Raw genomic sequence first — 18,263 nt, forward strand, 5'->3', positions numbered from 1 at the left:
GGGCCGGAGCGGGAGCCTGGGGGGCGATCCGTACGGTGTCCGGGTTCAGGTCCTGGGCCGGGGCCTTGCCGGGGATGCGGACCCTGTCCGGGTTCAGGCCCTGGGCCGGAGCCTGGCCGGGCGTCTCACCCTGCGCCGGGGCGGGGCCCGCGGCCGGGAACGGCGCGTGGTCCTGGCCGGCCGTCCGGCCCGGAGCGTGGCCGAACGCCGGGCCGGGAGCGGGGGCCGGAGCCGCCGCCTGCGGCATCGGCGCGGCGACCGGGGCCAGGTTCTGCTGGGTGGACAGCTGCCAGGCCGTGGTGAAGTGCCGGACCAGCAGATCCGTGACGGCCGCGGGCTGCTCCACCGGCGCGAGGTGCGAGGCGCCGGGCACGACCGCGAGCCGCGCGTCGTGGATGCCAGCGACCAGCACCCGGGCGTCGGCGGGCGGCGTCACCTGGTCCTCCGCGCCGACGAGCACCAGCGCGGGCACGCCGATCCGGCCGAGCTCGGCGCGGACGTCGAAGGCGGCCAGCGCGTCGCACGCGGCGACGTAGCAGCGGGGGTCGGTGGTGCTGACCATCTGCACGGCCCAGTCCACGATGGCGGGCTGGGCGGCCGCGAAGCTCGGGGTGAACCAGCTCTCCGGCGCCGACCGGGCGATGGGGTCCATGCCGCTGTTGCGCACGGTGTCGCCGCGCTGCCGCCAGGAGTCGGCCGTGCCCGAGCGGGCGGAGGTGGCGATCAGGGCCAGCGCGGCGAGCCGGTGCGGGTGCCGCAGGGCGAGATCGGCGCCCATGGCGCCGCCGATGGAACAGCCCGCGTAACCGAAGCGGTCGACGCCGAGGCCGTCGAGCGTGGCGAGAAGCCGGTCGGTGAGGTCGCCGACGACCGGGGCGGGCTCGGCGGGCGCACCGCCGTGACCGGGCAGGTCGAAGCGGAGGACACGCCAGTGGCGGGTCAGCTCCGGAATCTGCCGGTCCCACATGTGCCACGTTGTCGCCAGCGACGGACCGAGGACGAGTACGGGCCCGTCCTCGGGGCCGTCGGTCCGGTACTGAAGGATTTGCTTCTCACTCACCCGCGCCACGCTATCCGCCGGAGCGGCGTCGTGGCGTCAAGGGGTGGTCGTCGAGACGACGAAGACCTGTGGGTAGTCCGGGTTGTCCAGGTTCGCCGTGACGGCGAGCGTCGGCTTGGGCTTGTCCTGTTCGCGGAGCGTGCCCGCCCAGCGGTGGCCGGAGCCGAACTTCCAGCCGACCTGGGCCGCCTGGTCGTCGTCGATGGTGACGTCGCCGTCCTTGAGCGCGGAGGCGCTCGTGCCGACGTCCGTCAGCCACTTCGCGAACTTCGCGCGGGTGGTGGTGAACTGGAGGAACAGCGAGCTGGACTTCCACGAGTTGGTCTCGTAGCTGGCCACGTTCTCGGCGTACGACGGCACCGTCACCTCGTAGATGCGGCGCTGGAGCTGGGACGGCCAGCCCTCCTCCAGGCCGGTCGCCGCGGCCTGTTCCTTCTTCGAGTCGCTGCCGCCGCGGCTCTGCATCGCGGAGATGTAGAGGTAGCCCGCGGGGATCGTGATCAGCAGGAAGACGATCACGGCCTTGAGCCAGCGGCGCCGGGGGCGGTCGCCGCCCGGCTCCGGCTGCCGCGCGGCGCGCTCGGGGAGTTCCATGGTGGCCGTCACCCGCGGCCCGCCTGCGCGTAGCGCTCGTAGCGCTCGACGCGGCGCCGGTTGGCGCGGCGGAAGCGGCGGGCGACGAGCCGGGCCAGGTCCGCGGCGCCGACCATGCCAGCCTCGGGGCCCAGCTGCGCCTTGACGATGCGGGCCTCGGGGCGGTAGCCGCGGCCGGTCAGGTGGCGGCGGAAGGCGTCCCGGGCGGGGCCGATGAGCAGGTCGTCGGCGGCGCTGACGCCACCGCCGATGACGAAGCAGGAGGGGTCGAGGGCGGCGGCGAGGTTGGCGATACCCACGCCCAGCCACTGGCCGATGTCCTGGAGCAGCTCGACGCACATGGCGTCGCCGGAGCGGGCCAGCTCGGTGATGAGCGGTCCGGTGATCTCGTGGATGTTGCCGCCGACGCGGTCGATGATGCCGTACGCGACGGGGGACTCGGCGGCGGCCAGCTCACGGGCCTCGCGGACGAGGGCGTTGCCGGAGCTGTACTGCTCCCAGCAGCCGCGGTTGCCGCACGGGCAGCGGTGGCCGCCGGGCACGACCTGCATGTGCCCGAATTCGCCGGCGACCCCGTACTTGCCGCGCTTGACCTGGCCGTCCTCCAGGATGGCGCCGCCGATGCCGGTGCCGAGGGTGATCATCACCAGGTGGTCCTCGCCGCGGCCCGCGCCGAAGCGCCACTCCGCCCAGGCGGCGGTGTTGGCGTCGTTGTCGACCATGACGGGGACGGCGAGGCGGCCGGCGAGGCGGTCGCGCAGCGGCTCGTTGCGCCAGGACAGGTGCGGGGCGAACAGCACGCGGTTGCGGTCGGCGTCGACCCAGCCGGCCGCGCCGATGCCCACCGCGTGCACGTCGTGCCGGTCGGAGAGGTCCAGGACCAGCTCGGTGATGGTGTCCTCGACGACCTTGGGGCTCTTGGACTTGTCCGGCGTCTCGGTGCGGATCTTCTCCAGGATGGTGCCGTCGGCGTCGACGACGCCCGCCATCACCTTGGTGCCGCCGATGTCGATGCCGACGGTGGGGACGCGCGGGGCGGTCAGGTGCGAACGGCGCTCGCGGGTGCCCACCGTGCGGAGCACGGTCGCTCTGGCCGCACCTCTGTGGAGCTCGCGGTACATGCTCATCGTGCCTCCACTGCGTGGGGCCTGGCGGTACGGGGGCGTGCTCGCACGAGTCGATGTCCCTGCGCTGGTCTGGAGGCGGGAGCCTCACGGATACGGTCGGTGCGATTGTGCCTCACGGAGCGGTCCGGCACCGCATCGTGGGGTGCTCCCCCGGCCCCGCCCCCGCCGCTGCCTCGCGACGGCGGCGGCCCGGGGTCACTTCTCGCCCGAGGCGGCCCGCTCCAGCTCGTGGCTGAGCTCGTCGAGCTCGCTGCCGCCCGCCATCTGGCGGGTCAGCTCGTCCAGGGCGATCTCCGACTTCGCGTGGCTGCCGGCCATCGCCCCGCGCTTGAGCAGGACGAACCGGTCACCGACCAGATACGCGTGGTGCGGGTTGTGCGTGATGAGCACCACGCCGAGACCGGCGTCGCGCGCGGCGGCCACGTACTTCAGCACGACGCCCGACTGCTTGACGCCGAGCGCGGCGGTCGGCTCGTCCAGGACCAGGACCTTCGCCCCGAAGTAGACCGCCCGCGCGATGGCGACGCACTGCCGCTCGCCGCCGGAGAGCGTGCCGATGGGCTGGTCGACGTCGCGCAGGTCGATGCCCATGCGCAGCAGCTCCGCCCGGGTGGTCTCGCGCATCTTCGCGACGTCGAGCCGCTTGAGGGGGCCGACGCCCTTCGTCGGCTCGGAGCCGAGGAAGAAGTTCCGCCAGACCGGCATCAGCGGGACGACGGCGAGGTCCTGGTAGACGGTCGCGATGCCGCGGTCCAGGGCCTCGCGGGGCGAGCCCAGGCGGGTCTCCTCGCCGTCGATGGCGAAGGTGCCCGCGTCGTGCTGGTGCAGCCCGGAGATGATCTTGATGAGGGTGGACTTGCCCGCGCCGTTGTCACCGAGGACACAGGTGATCTCGCCCGCGTGGACCTCCAGGGAGACCCCTTCGAGGGCACGGATGTTCCCGTAGAACTTGCTGACGTCCGTCAGCTCGACCAGAGCGGTCACTTATTTCGCCTCCGCACGCTTACGGACCCACGCGTTCAGCAGCGTCGCCAGCAGCAGCATGGCGCCCAGGAAGAACTTGAACCAGTCCGGGTTCCACTGGGCGTAGACGATGCCTTTGCTGGTCATGCCGAAGATGAACGCGCCGACCGCGGACCCGATGGCCGAGCCGTAGCCGCCGGTCATCAGGCAGCCGCCGATGACGGCCGCGATGATGTACAGGAACTCGTTGCCGACGCCCTCGCCGGACTGCACCACGTCGTACGACATCAGCAGGTGCTGGCCGGAGATCCAGGCGCAGAAGGCGACGGCCATATACAGGCCGATCTTGGTCTTGTTGACGGGGACGCCGACCGCGCGGGCCGCGTCGGCCCCGCCGCCGACCGCGAAGATCCAGTTGCCGACGCGGGTGCGCAGCAGCACCCAGGTGGCCAGGGCCACCAGGCCGAGCCACCACAGGATGGTGACCTGGAGGTCGACGCCGCCGATCGTCAGGTGGGAGGCGAAGACCTCGCGGGCGGACTCGAAGCCCTCCATGTCACCGATGGTCTTGGTGGAGACGGTGCCGCTGATGAGCTTGGTGAAGCCCAGGTTGAGGCCCGTGAGCATCAGGAAGGTGCCGAGCGTGATGATGAAGCTGGGCAGCTTGGTGCGGGTCAGCATGAAGCCGTTGAAGAAGCCGATGGCCAGGGTGGCCAGCAGGGAGACCCCGACGCCGACCCAGACGTTGGCCGTCATCTGATAGCTGAACATCGAGGAGATCAGCGCGGAGCTGGTCACCATCACACCGGTCGACAGGTCGAACTCGCCGCCGATCATCAGCAGCGCCACCGGCACCGCCATGATCCCGATCGTCGAGGACGCGTAGAGCACGGTGGAGAGGCTGGACGGCTGGAGGAAGCTGTCGGCGACGAACGAGAAGAAGAGGAAGACGGCGGCCGCGCCGACGACCGAGCCGAGCTCGGGGCGTCCCATCATGCGGCGCAGGTAGCTCTGGCGCACCAGCCGTTCGTCGGTCCGCTCGGTGGTGGCTGTACTCATCGGGTGCCCCGCTTCGCGAACTCGGCCAGGGCCTTGGCGTCGTCCTTGGTGATGATCTGCGGGCCGGTGAGGACGGGGCGGCCGCCGCCGAGCATGTCGCGGTTGTACTTGTAGAGCCAGAGCAGGTCCACGGCCTCGTAGCCCTGGAGGTACGGGTCCTGGTCGACGGCGAAGCCGAGCGCGCCGCTCTGCAGGTCCTTGGCGACCTGGGGGTTGAGGTCGAAGGTGTCGACCTCGGCCTTGCTGCCGGCCTGCTGGGCGGCCTTGACCGCGGTGGGGGCGAAGGGCGCACCGAGCGTGACGACGGTGTCGATGTCCTTGTCGGACTGGAGCTTGGCCTCGATGGAGGACTGCACGTTGGGCATGTTCGTGCCCTCGACGTAGAGGTTCTGCACGTCACCCTTGAAGGACTTCTTCACGCCCGCGCAGCGCTGCTCGTGGCCGACGTTGCCCTGCTCGTGCAGGACGCAGACCGCCTTCTTCTTACCGCGCTTGTTGAGCTCGTCGCCGACGGCCTCGCCCGCGATGGTCTCGTCCTGGCCCACGTGGGTGAGCGCCCCGAAGTCCTTGGACTGCTCGGAGCCCGAGTTCACGGTGATCACCGGGATGCCGGCCTTCACCGCCTTGGCGACGACGTCCTTCATGGCGTCGGGCTTGGCGAGGGTGACGATCAGGCCGTCGACCTTCTGGTCGATCATGGCCTGCACGTCCTGGGCCTGCTTGTTCCCCTCGACGTCGTGGGCGTAGAGGAAGTTGATGTTGTCCTTGGCCGCCGCCTGCTTGGCGCCGCTCTGGACGATGTCCCAGAAGGTGTCGCCATCGCCCGAGTGGGTGACCATCGCGAAGGTCCAGCGGGGCGTGGAGACATTGGCCTTCCCCTGGGACGCCTTCGCGGCCCGCTCCTCGGCGCGCTTTCCGCCCGTACTGCTGCACCCCGCCAAGGTGGCGCCGAGCACCGCTGCCAGCACGGCGCTCACCGCGCGTACGCCTGTCCGAACCCTTGCCACGAGGAGATGCCCTTCTCACTGTCTTTCACGGTGCGGCCGGACCCCGTCCTGCGGGCCCAACCGCCCAAGTATCCGTCACCATCCGTCACCGCCGTCCGCCGGGGTTTCGGCGGGACCGCGCGGGGCTGCCGCCCGTGGGTGAGTTCTAGTGGCGGACGCCACACCCCGTCAATACTTTGTCCGAACATTCTGACGGACTGACCCGCTCGCCGCCCCTAGGGGCGGACCAGCAGCTGGAAGTCGAAGGAGTAGCGCGACGCCCGGTAGATGTGCGAGCCGAATTCCACCGAGCGCCCGGTGTCGTCGTACGTCGTCCGTTCCATCGTCAGCAGCGGCGCCCCTTCCGGCTCGGCGAGCCGCTCCCCCTCCTCGGCGGTCGCCGCGCGGGCGCCGACCGTCTGCCGGGCGCTGTGCAGGGTGATGCCGGCCGCGCGGATCAGGCGGTAGAGGCCGGTTTCGGCCAGCTTCTCGCCGTCGAGGTCGAGCAGGCCCACGGGCAGGTGATTGCGCAGGTGGGCCATGGGCTCGCCGTGCGCGAGGCGCAGCCGCTCGATGAGGACGACCTCGGTGCCCTCCGCGACCCCGAGGGCCGCGGCGACCCGCGCCGTCGCCGGCTCGACCAGATGGCGCAGCACGCGCGTGGCGGGCTGCTGCCCGGCGGCCTCCAGGTCGTCGTAGAGGCTGCTGAGCTCCAGCGGGCGCTTGACCTGGCTGTGCAGCACCTGCGTACCGACGCCCCTGCGCCGTACCAGCAGGCCCTTGTCCACCAGCGACTGGATGGCCTGCCGGACGGTGGGCCGGGAGAGGCCCAGCCTGCCGGCGAGGTCGATCTCGTTGCCCAGGAGGCTGCCGGGGGCGAGCGCGCCCTGCTCGATGGCCGCTTCGAGCTGCTGCGACAGCTGGTAGTAGAGCGGTACGGGGCTGCTGCGGTCCAGGCTGAACTGGAGGGATCGATGGGTCGCCACGAAGGGAGCGTAGCCGGGGGACCGGATGACGGGAAGTTCGGAGGTCAGGTTGTCCTGACATGGACGGAACGCGGTCTCCCCCGTCACCGGTGCGGGTGACCGCTTTACCGCTACGGGTGACCGCGCCGTCAACTCCGCGCCGACGACTCGCGTCTTGTGCGATACAGAGACAACGTAGATGTCAGTGAATATGCGCGGATTTCGCATGTGCTCCTGCCCTGCCCGGCCGGTCGCCGGAGGAAGGCGTGGTCATGGAAGAGCTGGCTCTGGGGGTGGCGCTGGGCTTCAGCGCGGGTATCAGCCCGGGTCCGCTGCTCGCCCTGGTGCTGTCCGGGACACTGCGCGGCGGGCTGGGTGTGGGCCTGCGGGTGGCGGCGGTGCCACTGATCACCGACCTGCCGGTGATCATCCTTTCGGTGACCGTGCTGGCGATGCTGCCGGAGCGGGCGATCTCCGCCGGTGGCGTGGTCGGCGGCCTGTTCCTGGCCTGGCTGGGCGCCTCGACGCTGCGCGAGTCCCGCACCGCGGAGGTCCCGGCCGCGCGCGAGGCCACCGCGGTCCGCGCCGAGGGGCGGCGGACGCTGTGGCAGGGGGTGCTGGTCAATCTGCTGAGCCCGCACCCCTGGGTGTTCTGGCTGACGACCGGGGCGCCGCTGCTGGTGGCCGCGTGGCGGGACAGCCCGCCGGGCGCGGGCGGCTTCCTCCTCGGTTTCTACGCCCTGCTCGTCGGCAGCAAGGCGGCGCTCGCCCTGATCGTGGCCCGCGCCCGCCACCGCATCCGGACGCGCGGCTACCGGCTGCTCCTCGGCGGCTCCGGCGTACTGCTGCTGGCGGCCTCCGCCTTACTGCTCGTCGAGTTCGGATCCGCGCTGGTGACGTAGTCACCGTGGCCACGAATAAGGGTGCGTCACCGGCACGGCCGTGCGACTTTCGCCCTCCTGCTCAACCGCGCCACCACTCCGGCCCGTTTCTGTCTGCAGAGGCACCACGACACAACCGGGGGAACCGCATCATGAACCACCGATACGCGTACGTCGCTCCGGCACTTCTACGGCTGTACGACCAACGGGAGGCGGCCGCCCACGACCACCTCCGCCCCGTGGCCGACTGGGTCTCCGGCCACGTCGCCCGCCCGCACCCGGACCTCGGCCGCCGCGGAGCCGTCTGCCCTTTCGTCCCACTGGCCCTGCGGCTGAACCTGCTCCGCTTCGCCCTCGCCGTGCCGCCCGCGACCGATGAACCGTCCCTGCTGGCGGCCACGGCCGCGCTCAAGACGCACTGGCAGGCGATGGAACCGCGCACCGGCCCGCACACGATCGACAAGACGATCATCCTGGTGCTGCCCGACGTGCCGGCGGACACGGTGGTCCGCGTCCACGACCGCCTCAAGCCGGAGTTCGTGGCGGACGGCATGATGCTCGGCGAATTCTTCCCGGGCCACCCGGGCCCGGGCCTGCGCAACCCGGCGTTCCGCCCGCTGCACAGCGACACTCCCCTGCTGGTCGCGCGCAGCATGGTCGCGAACGACCTCCCGTTCCTGACGGAAAAGCGGTATCCGGCGGCGCGGAGGGCGGGGTTTGTGGCGGCGTTCCTGGAACACCAGAAGTCCGCGAGCGTGGCTACGCGGGAGAGGGCGCGGGAGGAACTGGATTTGGCGCGGGGGGAGATGGGGCGGGGTCCGTCGCGGGACTGACAGCAATCGCCGACTCGACACCGCCTCCCCGGGCTCCTCGGGTCCGGCCAACGAGAACCCGTCAGTTGGCCGGATCAAACCCGTGGATCACGGTGCGTAGGGCTCATACAGTCAACCGACGTAAACAACATCTGCACCATGAAGGGTGACTGTTGCCTTGAAACTGTCCAGAATGCCCGCGCTGATCGCCGCCGCCGCTATCGCTCCGACCGTCCTGCTCGCCTCACCGGCGTTCGCGGATTCCGCAGCACCGGCCCGCTCCGCCCACAGCTCTCCCGTCCAGCCACCGACCGAGAAGCCTGCGGACAACGACCAGCAGGCCGAGAAGGACCGTGCCGAGATCCTGCGCATCATCGGTGCCGCGGAGCCGGGTTCCGTCGTGAGCGACGACGGCAAGGCAGCCATCGCCGGCGGCCCGGCGGCGATGCGGGCCTTCTTGGAGAAGGGGCAGTACGAAGCGCAGGACAAGGACAACAAAATCCTCATCTCTCGGATCATCGACGAGGGCGGACGCAAGGTCAGGGAGATGGGTATGGCCGCACTGAAGGGCACACCCGAAGACCGCGTCACGTTCCTCAAGACCGGCCAGTACACAGCCCGGGACTCCGACAACTCTGTCCTCATCGCGCAAATCATGGACTCGGGAGGCCCTCACGTCAGAGCCGCGGGCATTGCCGCACTGGAGGGCACGCCCGAGGACCGCGCGGCGTTCATCAAGACCGGCCAGTACATAGCCCGCACCAAGGACAAGGGGCCGCGAGCCTGACGCTCCAGCCGCTTGGCGCAGCGCTGGAGCGCTCAGCAAGGACGCTCACGGCCAGGCCCTGACCTTCACCCCGACCGCGTGGGCGGATTTCCTCACTGGCGTCAAGGCCATTGCGTAGGGTTCATGCCCCTTGCCGAGACTCGCAGATGAGATCCTCCCCCCATCCGCTCAAGAACAAGGTCAAGGTCGGACTCGATCTCTTGGCCCGACGTCAGGTGAACATGGGAACCCACGCCTACACCTTCCTGGGCAAGAGTCACCAAGTGACGTGCCAGGGAGGTCAATCCGGCCTGGTTGGCCTTGATGACGACCTCCGCCTCGTCGGCCCTCACCTCGATCTCAAAACCGTCGTCCCAGACGAAACGCAACCCTTCACCGACCCGCCGTTCCGGAATGTCGATCACGCGATCCATCGTTGCTGCTCCTCCTGGAACCTTCGGTTCGACCCGCCCGGCGACGGGGCCCTCACCAACAAATGCGCCAGCTCATAAACAGCGCCCCCCAGCCCGCACAGCGTGAAGCCCAGGCGGCGGTATGCCCGTACCACCGGGGCGTTGATGCTGAGGAAATCCAACCACGCTATGCAAGCGGAGAATTCGCGAGCGCGGATCAGCGCGTGTTCCACGAAGCCCCACTGAAGGGTCGTCAGTGGGGCTTCTGGCTTGGGATCCCGTTTGACCGACGGCTCCTATCGACAAGTTTGAGCGATAACACCGTCGAGAAAAACTAGGCCGTCACGGCGCTCCATCGTCCGCGGGATCGAGAACAGCTGGGTCGACTCCCTTGAAGGTGGCTAGCAGATCGAAGAGAGCTCGAACCGCACGCTTCTCGAAAATCGCATCCAGATCACTCCAGTCCGATACAGAACCACTCCAGTCCGGCCAGATGGATCGGAGAACGAGAACCGGCCAAGTCAAGTTGTCGCCGCTTCTCATATCTGCTGCGATCCACTCGGCGAACCCGTCAAGAAGAGGGCCCTCCGTAACCTCTGAGTTAACGTCGCACCCTGAAAGGAATGCAACATATTGCGCGAACGAGCCGTCCAGAAAGAACATCGACGGCCTGAGCTTGAGGTTTCTCAGAAGCAGTTCGACTGGCAGCATCTCGGCCGTCATGAGTTGGGCCTCCAGGTGAGGCCACCGCTATCTGGATTTGGCGTCAGAGTCCCTGGAGTCAGCTTAAGGATCTCATTTGCATCGTCGCCAGGAATCTTCGGGTCTGCAAAGTTCTTCATATAGTCCTCGATTGATTCCCCGCCTCTGCCGGTCCAGGCGTCAAATGCCCTTCCATCCTTGATGACAACATAATGCTGAGGCCAGTTGGTCTCGACACCACGGTACACGTATGGTCGGGCGCCATGGAATCGACCAGCGACTTGGTAGATGTCACCGCCCCCGAGCATTTTCTGAATATCGAGAGCACACTGGTCACAGTCAGCGACGCCGTTAATTGCCGACTTCGTGCGAGGCGTCCAGTTGCCACCGAGGTCTGGCCCGCAATTACTGTTGTGGACCAAGACCGGCGTGGTGCCTGCCAGCACATAGTACGTGTGCAGACCGTCAACGGTCAGGTTGTAGGTCCTGGCGGTCTTCGCGAAGGGTCGGTTGCCTTCGATTTTGACGGCGCTTCCGTCGACAGTCCTGAGGGTCATTCCGGGACGAAGCTTGGCAGCCTCGACCCAATCTCGCTCCGACGGAGACCAGAAGGGGTGCTCATGAGTGGCCGTGAGCCTCTCCGCGCCTTGCGGAGTCGCTATGGTCAGCTCGTTGAAGAGCTTGTCATGCTCGGTGACGATGAGATCGGTCACCTTGCGCTGACCCGTCTCGCCGCTGACGGGATCCGTGGCAGTCACCAGATCGCCGACCCTGACGGACTCGATATTCTTTGTCGAGTTGTCTGCCATGAGCACCTTGGTGCCGGCGAGAAAGCACTTAAGGCACTTCTCGGCTCTTTTCCCTACCCACGACATCCTGATCGCGCCTTCGACTCCCTTCTCGGTCCATCCCGCGAGCCTGTCGGTGGGCAGAGCCAGGAAGATGGACACGGCACATTTGCCTGCCGAGGGATCCTTTATGCAGTCCGCCGCCACATCGTCCACTCCCCATACGAAGGCAGCGAGCTTCAGCACGGAAAGGTCGGGCGGGTCGGTGTCCATGGTCCATTCGCCCGGTCCGCGCATGCATGCCATGCCGCTCAACTCGTTCCCGGGACGGTCAGGAGTCGTGTGGCACTTCCTCTTCTCTTTGTCCTTCCTCTCCTTCTCCTTACGCTGCTGTTCGGCCAGGCGCTGCGCTTCTGCCTGCTCGGCCTGACGCTTCTTCAGCACGTCCTTCCATGCCTGGGATGCAAGGGATTTCGCTTCGTCGGAGCTCCTACCTGCGTCCCGAGCAGAGGCGCGAGCGTCGTCTGCGGACGCAGCTGCCTCACTGGCCGATTGCCGGGCATAAGTAGCGGAGAATTCCGCCTGGGCTGCAGAAGCCGTGGCATCGTCAGCGTCACGGTCGGCTGCGTCGGCGGCGTTGCGCGCCGTGGTGGCGGATTTCGCTGCCCTGGCTGCGGAAGACTCAGCCTGGCGGGCGGACTCGGCGGCATCGGCGGCGTATCCCTTGGCCTGGTCCGCTGATTTCTGGGCCTCGTTTGCTGCCTTCTGGGCCTCGGCGGAGGCGCCCTGGGCGACGGCTGCGGCCCTGGCCGCGGTCCAGCGATTCTCCTGTGCCTTCGCCTCGATCTGGGAGCCTTGGGCGATCAGGAGCTGGAGCTGGGCAATATGGGTGGCGGCGAGTTGGTCCTTCCGGTCAGCCATGTACTGGCCAACCTGGATGAAGCTGTGCAACTGGTCTGCAGGGCCGGACAGGGCCACCTTGGCAGCAGCTTTTACTTCCGGGCCGCCGTCATTGACGAGCCTGGAGGCCAGGACCAGTTCGTCGTCATTCTGTGCTTGGTACTGACCGTTGGTGATGAAGGCGACCAGGTCTTTGGGGTCCTTGCTGGCGAGAGCGGCCTTGGACGCCGTCTTCACACCTGGCCCGCCGGCGTTGTTGATCTGGGAGACGCGGACGCTGTAGTCCGTAACCCCGGCCGTGTACTGGCCGGTGGCGTAGAAGTCCCTGATCTGCTGGTCACTGCCCCTGAGCGCCTCCTGGGCTGCGGTACGGACAGATGCGTAGGGGCTCTGGACCGACAGGTCGACGACCTGTTGGCGGATCTCGTCCTGGCTTGCCTGCTCCCAGCCGCTGCGCAGGTACTCCATGACGTCGCTGTCAGCACCGGACAGGGCCCGGGCGGCGGCCGCTTGGCCGAAAGGGCCACGCGTTTTCAGGGCCCGCAGGGCAAGGTCACGGCCCTTGGCTGCGGTCGCCTTGACATCGACACCGGGCTTGGCTGCTTCCGCGGTGAGAACCTTGGAAGTGTCGTCCAGCTTCCTGGCCTCCACCACTTGGGCCGCAGCCTCGGATGTGAACTTCTCCGCTCGTGCCTTCGCGGATTTGGCGCGTTCGATTGCGGCCGCGGTACGGGTGGCGAGGTCTTCCGCCTCGACATCCCGGGCGATCGCGAACACCTTCTTGGCGGTGGCTACTGCCTTGCTCGCCGCTTCGGCGGCCTGCCTGGCCGCTTCGGCCTGTTTGGCGGACTCTGCGGCCGCATCCTTGGCCTCGCCCGCGTGCTTGGCTGCTTCCTCGGCAGCGTCTGCAGCTTTGTTGGCGTGGTCGGCAGCCGAGTTGGCCGCGTCCCGGGCCTCCCCAGCGGCGTCGGCCGACTTGCGGGCCAGCGACTCCGCAGCGTCCGCAGCGCGGTTGGCCTCCCGTGCGTGACGACGGGTTTCCGCAGCAGCCGCCTGCGCCTCGCCCGAGTGGACACCAGCAGCGTCGGCGTACTGGTTCGCCTCGTCAGCAGCATCGGCTGCGGCATTGGCATTGACGCCGGCGCTCTGCGCCGCCCTTGCTGCGTCCCCAGCGGCCGATGACGCCTTGCGTGCCTGATCCGCAGCTGCTGCAGACTTCTTCGCGAGCCCAGCCGCCTCGCGCGCCTGCTTCGCGAAGTTCTTGGCGTCCTCCGCCTTGCCCGCGTCCTTACCTGCGGCAATGGCGGCGTTATATGCCTGAGTCGCAGCCTCGGCGGCGGCATCGGCGGCGCTCGCGGTCTGGGCAGCAGCGAGAGCTGCAACGCGAGCGGAGCGCTCGGCGGCGTCTGCAGCGCCGATTGCTTCTTGGGCCGCACTGGCAGCGGACCGTGCCGCATCCGCTGCCTGCTGGGCCTTGACAGCGGCCCTCTTGGAGTCGTCCTTGGCCGCCTGGGTTTCCTTGGCCGCCTTCTGCGCGGACTCCTTGGCCAGTTGCGAGGCCGTCACCGCGCGAGCGGACGCCTTCTGAGAATTTTCTGTCGCCTGCTCGGCCTGCAAGCCCGCTTGCTCGGCCTGCTTGGTGAGCTCCGCGATGGAGGCGTGTTCCTGGTCGCGATTGCGGGCAGTGAACTGACCGACTTCAAGGAACTCCACCACATCGTCTGGGGTGCCCTTGAGCGCGAGCTTGCCCGCTGCCTTCACATTCGGGCCGCCCGCATTGATGATCTGCGAGACGAGGACGTTGTTGTCCGTCTCACGCACTTCGTACTGGCCGACATCAAGGAACTTGGCGACATCGGCCGGGGTGCCGTTCAGGGCCGCCTTGCCCGCCTCTTTGACCCCGTACCCCCCGTAGTAGATGACACGGGAGGCTTCGACACGCTGGTCGTCCTCGAGCGGAGCCTTCCAGCCATCCTTCAAGAACGTGCGAAGGTCCTCCGGAGTACCTTCCAGGGCCTTTCTGGCTGCCTGTCGGACCGCCAGCCCGCCCACGTTGAAGACGCGGCTGACATCGATGGCGTCATCGTCGTTCTGGATCTCGTCCCTGGCGGCGAGGAACTTCTTGATGTCCTCGTCCGAGCCCAGCAGCGCCTCCTCGGCCGCCCTCTTGATGCCAGGGCCACCGGTTGTCCATAGGTTGACCACCAGCCCGCGATCCCACTGGCTCCGCCATTGCGAGTCGTCCGGACCGTCGGCCGCAGCTGCCGGGGAGCCGCCAAGGAGGCCGACAACGAGCGTCGCAGGGAGCAACGTCGCGCATACCCCGCGCAACCCGAATAACCGCCCTGCTCTCCTCTGTCTGCTTCTGGGGTTCTGCAGCGCTCCACCAACGGAACGCAATCGCCGTCTCATTCAGGCCATCTCTCTACTCGGCCCGGACCGCAGCAAGCCGCACTCCGGGATCAGGTGGTGCGACTACACACAGCCCGGGCCGCGCAGAGAGCAGGCATGATTCCAGAGCGTGACGTGCTGTACCCCATCGCCCCGAAATGCCGCAACTACCCGTGACACGGCTCTAACTGAGGGTGTGTTTGCGAGCATCATACATATGCTTTACTGGCGGACATCCCGGGGCGTCACGCCAGCCCCACCCTCTTGAGCCGGAAGGCGAACGTGGCAATACCTCGCGCCCGAAAAGCCCTAGTTACCACCACTGTCGCGACGATCGCTCTGCTCGTAGGGTTCACCACCTCGTCAGTGGCTCAGACGACCGCTCCACAGAGCGCGCCGACAAAGGTCGCCGTCGCGGCCGACGACGAAGAGATGCCGTTCGCCGTCGAGAAGTTCGAGTACCCCGAGGCGGCGAAGATCCTCAATGAGCGAGGCATCAAGCTGTTCAAGGGCGATGGGCACATCTCACTCACCGACTGTGCGGCCGCCCATGACATCAAGGTCAGGTCCCGGACCGGCCAGAAGGAGTTCTGCTTCGCGGTCAAGGGCAAGCAGGGCTATCTCTCCCTTGAGCTTGCCGATGCCTACGCCATCGTGACCGAGGACCACCCCGTCGAGGCCAAGGTCACCCTGGACGGCAAGGAGTCGACCGTCAGCGCGCCCAAGAATGACTACACGGCGTTCGGCGAAGCAGGCGACACTCGCAAGCAGGCTGTCCTGCTGGAGCTCCGCGTCACCGGATGACGGGCGGATACCGCCTGAGGCACCTCATCGGACGTGGTGGAAACCCACGATGACCGCGTGCCGCCGTACCGAATCCGAATTACCGCTTCCACTTCTGCTCGGCCCATCCAGTGGCAGAGCCATGCCTCACCACCAAGGAATAACCACATGTCTGGCAGACATCCGCGCACAGCGTGGCTCACAGGACTGCTCTTAACTGCCGTTACCGCGAGCGCACTGACGGCCGCCCCCGCGCATGCCGTCGTGGGTCAGAGCGTCAACGACTCGTTCGCCTTCACGGCCAAGCTCGACATCGGCAGCCAGATCGACGGCCAGCGCAGTTGCTCGGCCGCGCTCGTGGCGCCGCAGTGGCTGGTCACTGCCGCGAGTTGCTTCGCCGACAACCCCGCTCAGAGCCTCAAGGTCCCGGCCGGCGCGCCCAAGCTGAAGACGACGGCCACCATCGGTCGCTCCGACCTGACCCGGGAGACCGGCAGCGTGGCGGACGTCGTGGAGCTCGTCCCCCGCGACGACCGTGACCTGGTGATGGCCAAGCTGTCCGCGCCGGTCGCCGGCGTCGCTCCCGCGAGCCTCGGTTTCAACACCCCGGTGAACGGTGAGGACCTGTGGGTCACAGGATACGGGCGCACCAAGGACGAATGGGTACCTGACCGTCTGCACTACGCGAAGTTCACCGTGGGCGCCGTGAAGGACGCCACGGTCGGTCTCGTCGGCAAGTCCGACGGCGCGGCGGTCTGCCAGGGCGACACCGGCGGCCCCGCTTTCCGGAACATGAACGGCCGCTTTGAGCTGGTCGGCATCAACAGCCGCTCATGGCAGGGTGGTTGTCTCGGCGCCGATGAGAAGGAAACCCGTACCGGCGCCATCGACACCCGCGTCGACGACATCGCTGGCTGGATCCAGCAGGTCAGCTCTCGCGACCTGCTCCGCGGGAAGGCCTGGAAAGACGCGCAGCATGTGGTGCCGGGCTACTTCACCGGCGGTTCTCCCGGCGGCAGTCGGCACATGGATCTGTTTGTCACCTGGAAGGACGGCTCGGCCAGCATCTTCCAGGGCGCCGACCGCAACGACCCGGATTACCCCTTCTCCGCCGAGTACAAGGTCGGCGGAGGCGGCTGGCAGTACGCCGTGTCCGTAGCAGGTGGCAACTTCACCGGCAGTGGTACCGACGGCCTGGTCGTCCGCTGGCGCAACGGAGAGGTGACGTGGTTCTCCCACGTCGGCTTGAGCGGTTTCAGCAAGGAAGAACAGCTCAGGCCCGCCAATGACACCTGGGTGAAGTACGCCAAGCTCATGACGGTCGGCAAGTTCACCGCCAACTCCCAGCGTGACGACCTGCTCGTCGTCTGGGTCGACGGCTCCATATCGCTCTTCACCGACCTCGGCACCAACGGGCTCAAGCAGGAGAAGCAGCTCCAGAAGGCGATGCAGGCCGGAACCTACATCGAGCAGATCAGCGCTGGGGAATTCACCGGCAAGGGAACCGCCGATCTGCTGGTCCGCTGGGTCAATGGCTCGGCCAGCATCTTCCCGGGCGTCAACTCCGACCCGGCCAAGGCGTTCCGCGACGAGATCCAGATCCGCGGTGACAAGTCCGCCTGGCAGAACACCCTGTCGGTGACGGCCGGTGCCTTCGCTGCCAACGCTCGGCCCAACGACGTGCTCGTCCGGTGGTCCGACGGCAATCTCAGCCTGTACCCCGCCGTGGACGCGGCCGGTACCCATGGCGAGAAGGACCTCCTCAAGCAGCCCTGATCGGCAGCAAAGGTGCGGGGCTCGTCGCGATCGGATCGCGGCGTGCCCCGCCGGTCCGTGATGCCGAAGCGTCGGTGGCCCATGGGGCTGCCTCAGAAAATCTGTGACAGAAAGCCATTGTCTTGAAGAGAAGTCCTCATGCCCGGAGCGCTGCATGGCGCTCCGGCAGGCGGCGCGTGCTGAGGCAGGCGACGCGATCACGTACGTCGACGGGACTCGTGACCCGCACACTGACCTTGGCCGTGACGGCCGGAATGTTGGCTGTCGGTGTCCTCTCCGACGGCGCGCAGTCCGCGTCCGCCCGCGGGGATCAGGAATCCGCGAGTAGCGGTCAGCAGCCGGCTCCTGTGGTCGCACCGGCAGTCGTAGCCAAGAACTGGAAGGTGCCGCGGCTCGCGGTGATGCCCCTGGGCGACTCGATCACCCATGGCGCCGGTAGCTCGAATGGGTCCGGCTACCGTGCCGAACTATGGAACCGGTTGGTCCCCCACACGGACAATCTCGATTTCGTGGGTACTCAACGGAACGGCAAGCTTCCCGACCCCGATCACGAAGGTCACTGGGGCTGGAAGATCGGTGGGCTGTCCGACAACATCGGCAAATGGCTGTCGGCAGCGAAGCCGAATGTGGTGCTGCTGCACATAGGCACCAACGACATGCACGACAACTACCAGGTGGACACGGCTCCTCACCGGCTCGGCGAGCTCATAGACAAGATCACGAAGGCCGCTCCCGACATGACGGTGCTGGTCTCTTCGCTGGTCCCCTCGTCGGACGCCGGTACCCAGAGACGCATCGAGCAATTCAACTCCGTGGTGCCGCAATTGGTGGCAGATCGGCGGAGCAAGGGCTTCCACGTGGGATACGTGGACATGGGTGCGGTCACCACACGAGACCTCTCCGACGATCTGCATCCCAAGGACAGCGGTTACGTCAAGATGGCGGACGCCTTCTACGGCGGCCTCGAGCGTGCGGCCGCCGACGGCTGGGTCCGGCAACACGTGGACATCAAGTCCAAACCTCTTCTTGGCGATTACCGAGTCGACATCAACGGCGACGGCAAAGCCGACTACCTCGTCCTCCACGACGACGGCGTCGTCAACGCCTGGATCAACAACGGCGGCACCGGACACGGCGGCTGGACCGAACAAGGCACCTTCGCCACCGGCGTCGGCGAACCCGCCGACAAAATCCGCTTCGCCGACATCAACGGCGACGGCAAAGCCGACTACCTCGTCCTCCACGACGACGGCGTCGTCAACGCCTGGATCAACAACGGCGGCACCGGACACGGCGG

The 18,263-nt window shown here is 67.7% G+C and carries 16 protein-coding genes and 1 pseudogene; 7 read left to right on the plus strand and 10 right to left on the minus strand.

Translation table 11 applies throughout. From position 1 onward, the window contains the following. Positions 1–202 precede the first annotated feature (202 nt). From ACZ4A5_RS13105 to ACZ4A5_RS13135, 7 genes and pseudogenes are all read right to left on the minus strand, one after another. A pseudogene (locus tag ACZ4A5_RS13105) lies at positions 203–1,060 on the minus strand (alpha/beta fold hydrolase); the annotation flags it as partial. A gap of 36 nt (positions 1,061–1,096) precedes the next feature. Further along, positions 1,097–1,666 (minus strand): hypothetical protein, encoded by a 570-nt coding sequence (locus ACZ4A5_RS13110; RefSeq protein ID WP_467582073.1) that lies wholly within the window; start codon positions 1,664–1,666, stop codon positions 1,097–1,099. Continuing rightward, complete coding sequence (locus tag ACZ4A5_RS13115) at positions 1,663–2,781, minus strand: ROK family glucokinase (protein ID WP_366007605.1); 1,119 nt, start codon at positions 2,779–2,781, stop codon at positions 1,663–1,665. The genes ACZ4A5_RS13110 and ACZ4A5_RS13115 overlap by 4 nt, the downstream gene beginning before the upstream one ends. 195 nt (positions 2,782–2,976) lie before the next feature. Continuing rightward, positions 2,977–3,765, minus strand: coding sequence for an ATP-binding cassette domain-containing protein (locus tag ACZ4A5_RS13120; RefSeq protein WP_467582075.1), 789 nt, complete (start codon positions 3,763–3,765; stop codon positions 2,977–2,979). After that, a complete protein-coding gene (locus ACZ4A5_RS13125) occupies positions 3,766–4,803 on the minus strand; it encodes an ABC transporter permease (protein ID WP_467582077.1) in 1,038 nt (345 codons plus the stop codon). It lies immediately after the preceding gene. Continuing rightward, positions 4,800–5,810 (minus strand): sugar ABC transporter substrate-binding protein, encoded by a 1,011-nt coding sequence (locus ACZ4A5_RS13130; protein ID WP_467582079.1) that lies wholly within the window; start codon positions 5,808–5,810, stop codon positions 4,800–4,802. Before ACZ4A5_RS13130 ends, ACZ4A5_RS13125 begins: the two co-directional genes overlap by 4 nt. Before the next feature lie 215 nt (positions 5,811–6,025). Beyond that, complete coding sequence (locus ACZ4A5_RS13135; RefSeq protein WP_467582224.1) at positions 6,026–6,745, minus strand: GntR family transcriptional regulator; 720 nt, start codon at positions 6,743–6,745, stop codon at positions 6,026–6,028. A gap of 281 nt (positions 6,746–7,026) precedes the next feature. Here ACZ4A5_RS13135 and ACZ4A5_RS13140 point away from each other — a divergent pair, with 281 nt between their 5' ends. The 4 genes from ACZ4A5_RS13140 to ACZ4A5_RS13155 all read left to right on the plus strand — a co-directional run bounded on the left by ACZ4A5_RS13140 (position 7,027) and on the right by ACZ4A5_RS13155 (position 9,352). Beyond that, positions 7,027–7,656 (plus strand): LysE family translocator, encoded by a 630-nt coding sequence (locus tag ACZ4A5_RS13140; protein ID WP_467582081.1) that lies wholly within the window; start codon positions 7,027–7,029, stop codon positions 7,654–7,656. Positions 7,657–7,787: 131 nt separating this feature from the next. After that, entirely contained in the window at positions 7,788–8,468 is a 681-nt protein-coding gene (locus tag ACZ4A5_RS13145; protein WP_467582083.1) for a DUF6875 domain-containing protein, read from the plus strand. A 172-nt stretch (positions 8,469–8,640) separates the two neighbouring features. Further along, on the plus strand, positions 8,641–9,234 hold the full coding sequence (locus tag ACZ4A5_RS13150) for an ALF repeat-containing protein (RefSeq protein WP_467582085.1): 594 nt from the start codon (positions 8,641–8,643) through the stop codon (positions 9,232–9,234). A 58-nt stretch (positions 9,235–9,292) separates the two neighbouring features. Continuing rightward, positions 9,293–9,352, plus strand: a complete 60-nt coding sequence (locus ACZ4A5_RS13155) for a DUF397 domain-containing protein (RefSeq protein ID WP_398867957.1) — start codon at positions 9,293–9,295, stop codon at positions 9,350–9,352. Here the strand turns inward: ACZ4A5_RS13155 and ACZ4A5_RS13160 are convergent. The 3 genes from ACZ4A5_RS13160 to ACZ4A5_RS13170 all read right to left on the minus strand — a co-directional run bounded on the left by ACZ4A5_RS13160 (position 9,336) and on the right by ACZ4A5_RS13170 (position 14,326). Further along, positions 9,336–9,647, minus strand: coding sequence for an Imm32 family immunity protein (locus ACZ4A5_RS13160; protein ID WP_398867732.1), 312 nt, complete (start codon positions 9,645–9,647; stop codon positions 9,336–9,338). The genes ACZ4A5_RS13155 and ACZ4A5_RS13160 overlap by 17 nt on opposite strands. Positions 9,648–9,968: 321 nt before the next feature. Further along, a complete protein-coding gene (locus tag ACZ4A5_RS13165) occupies positions 9,969–10,349 on the minus strand; it encodes a hypothetical protein (protein ID WP_398867734.1) in 381 nt (126 codons plus the stop codon). After that, positions 10,346–14,326 carry a polymorphic toxin-type HINT domain-containing protein gene (locus ACZ4A5_RS13170; protein ID WP_467582087.1) on the minus strand — a complete coding sequence of 1,327 codons (3,981 nt, stop codon included), beginning with the start codon at positions 14,324–14,326 and terminating at the stop codon, positions 10,346–10,348. Before ACZ4A5_RS13170 ends, ACZ4A5_RS13165 begins: the two co-directional genes overlap by 4 nt. 447 nt (positions 14,327–14,773) lie before the next feature. Between ACZ4A5_RS13170 and ACZ4A5_RS13175 the strand changes: the two genes are divergently transcribed. From ACZ4A5_RS13175 to ACZ4A5_RS13185, 3 genes are all read left to right on the plus strand, one after another. Beyond that, complete coding sequence (locus tag ACZ4A5_RS13175) at positions 14,774–15,211, plus strand: hypothetical protein (protein ID WP_467582089.1); 438 nt, start codon at positions 14,774–14,776, stop codon at positions 15,209–15,211. 147 nt (positions 15,212–15,358) lie between these two features. Beyond that, positions 15,359–16,966 carry a S1 family peptidase gene (locus tag ACZ4A5_RS13180; protein WP_467582091.1) on the plus strand — a complete coding sequence of 536 codons (1,608 nt, stop codon included), beginning with the start codon at positions 15,359–15,361 and terminating at the stop codon, positions 16,964–16,966. Positions 16,967–17,184: 218 nt separating this feature from the next. After that, positions 17,185–18,263 (plus strand): GDSL-type esterase/lipase family protein (locus ACZ4A5_RS13185; protein ID WP_467582093.1); only part of this gene is annotated, 1,079 nt, incomplete at its 3' end.

This window comes from Streptomyces sp. NPDC025618 (assembly GCF_055558795.1).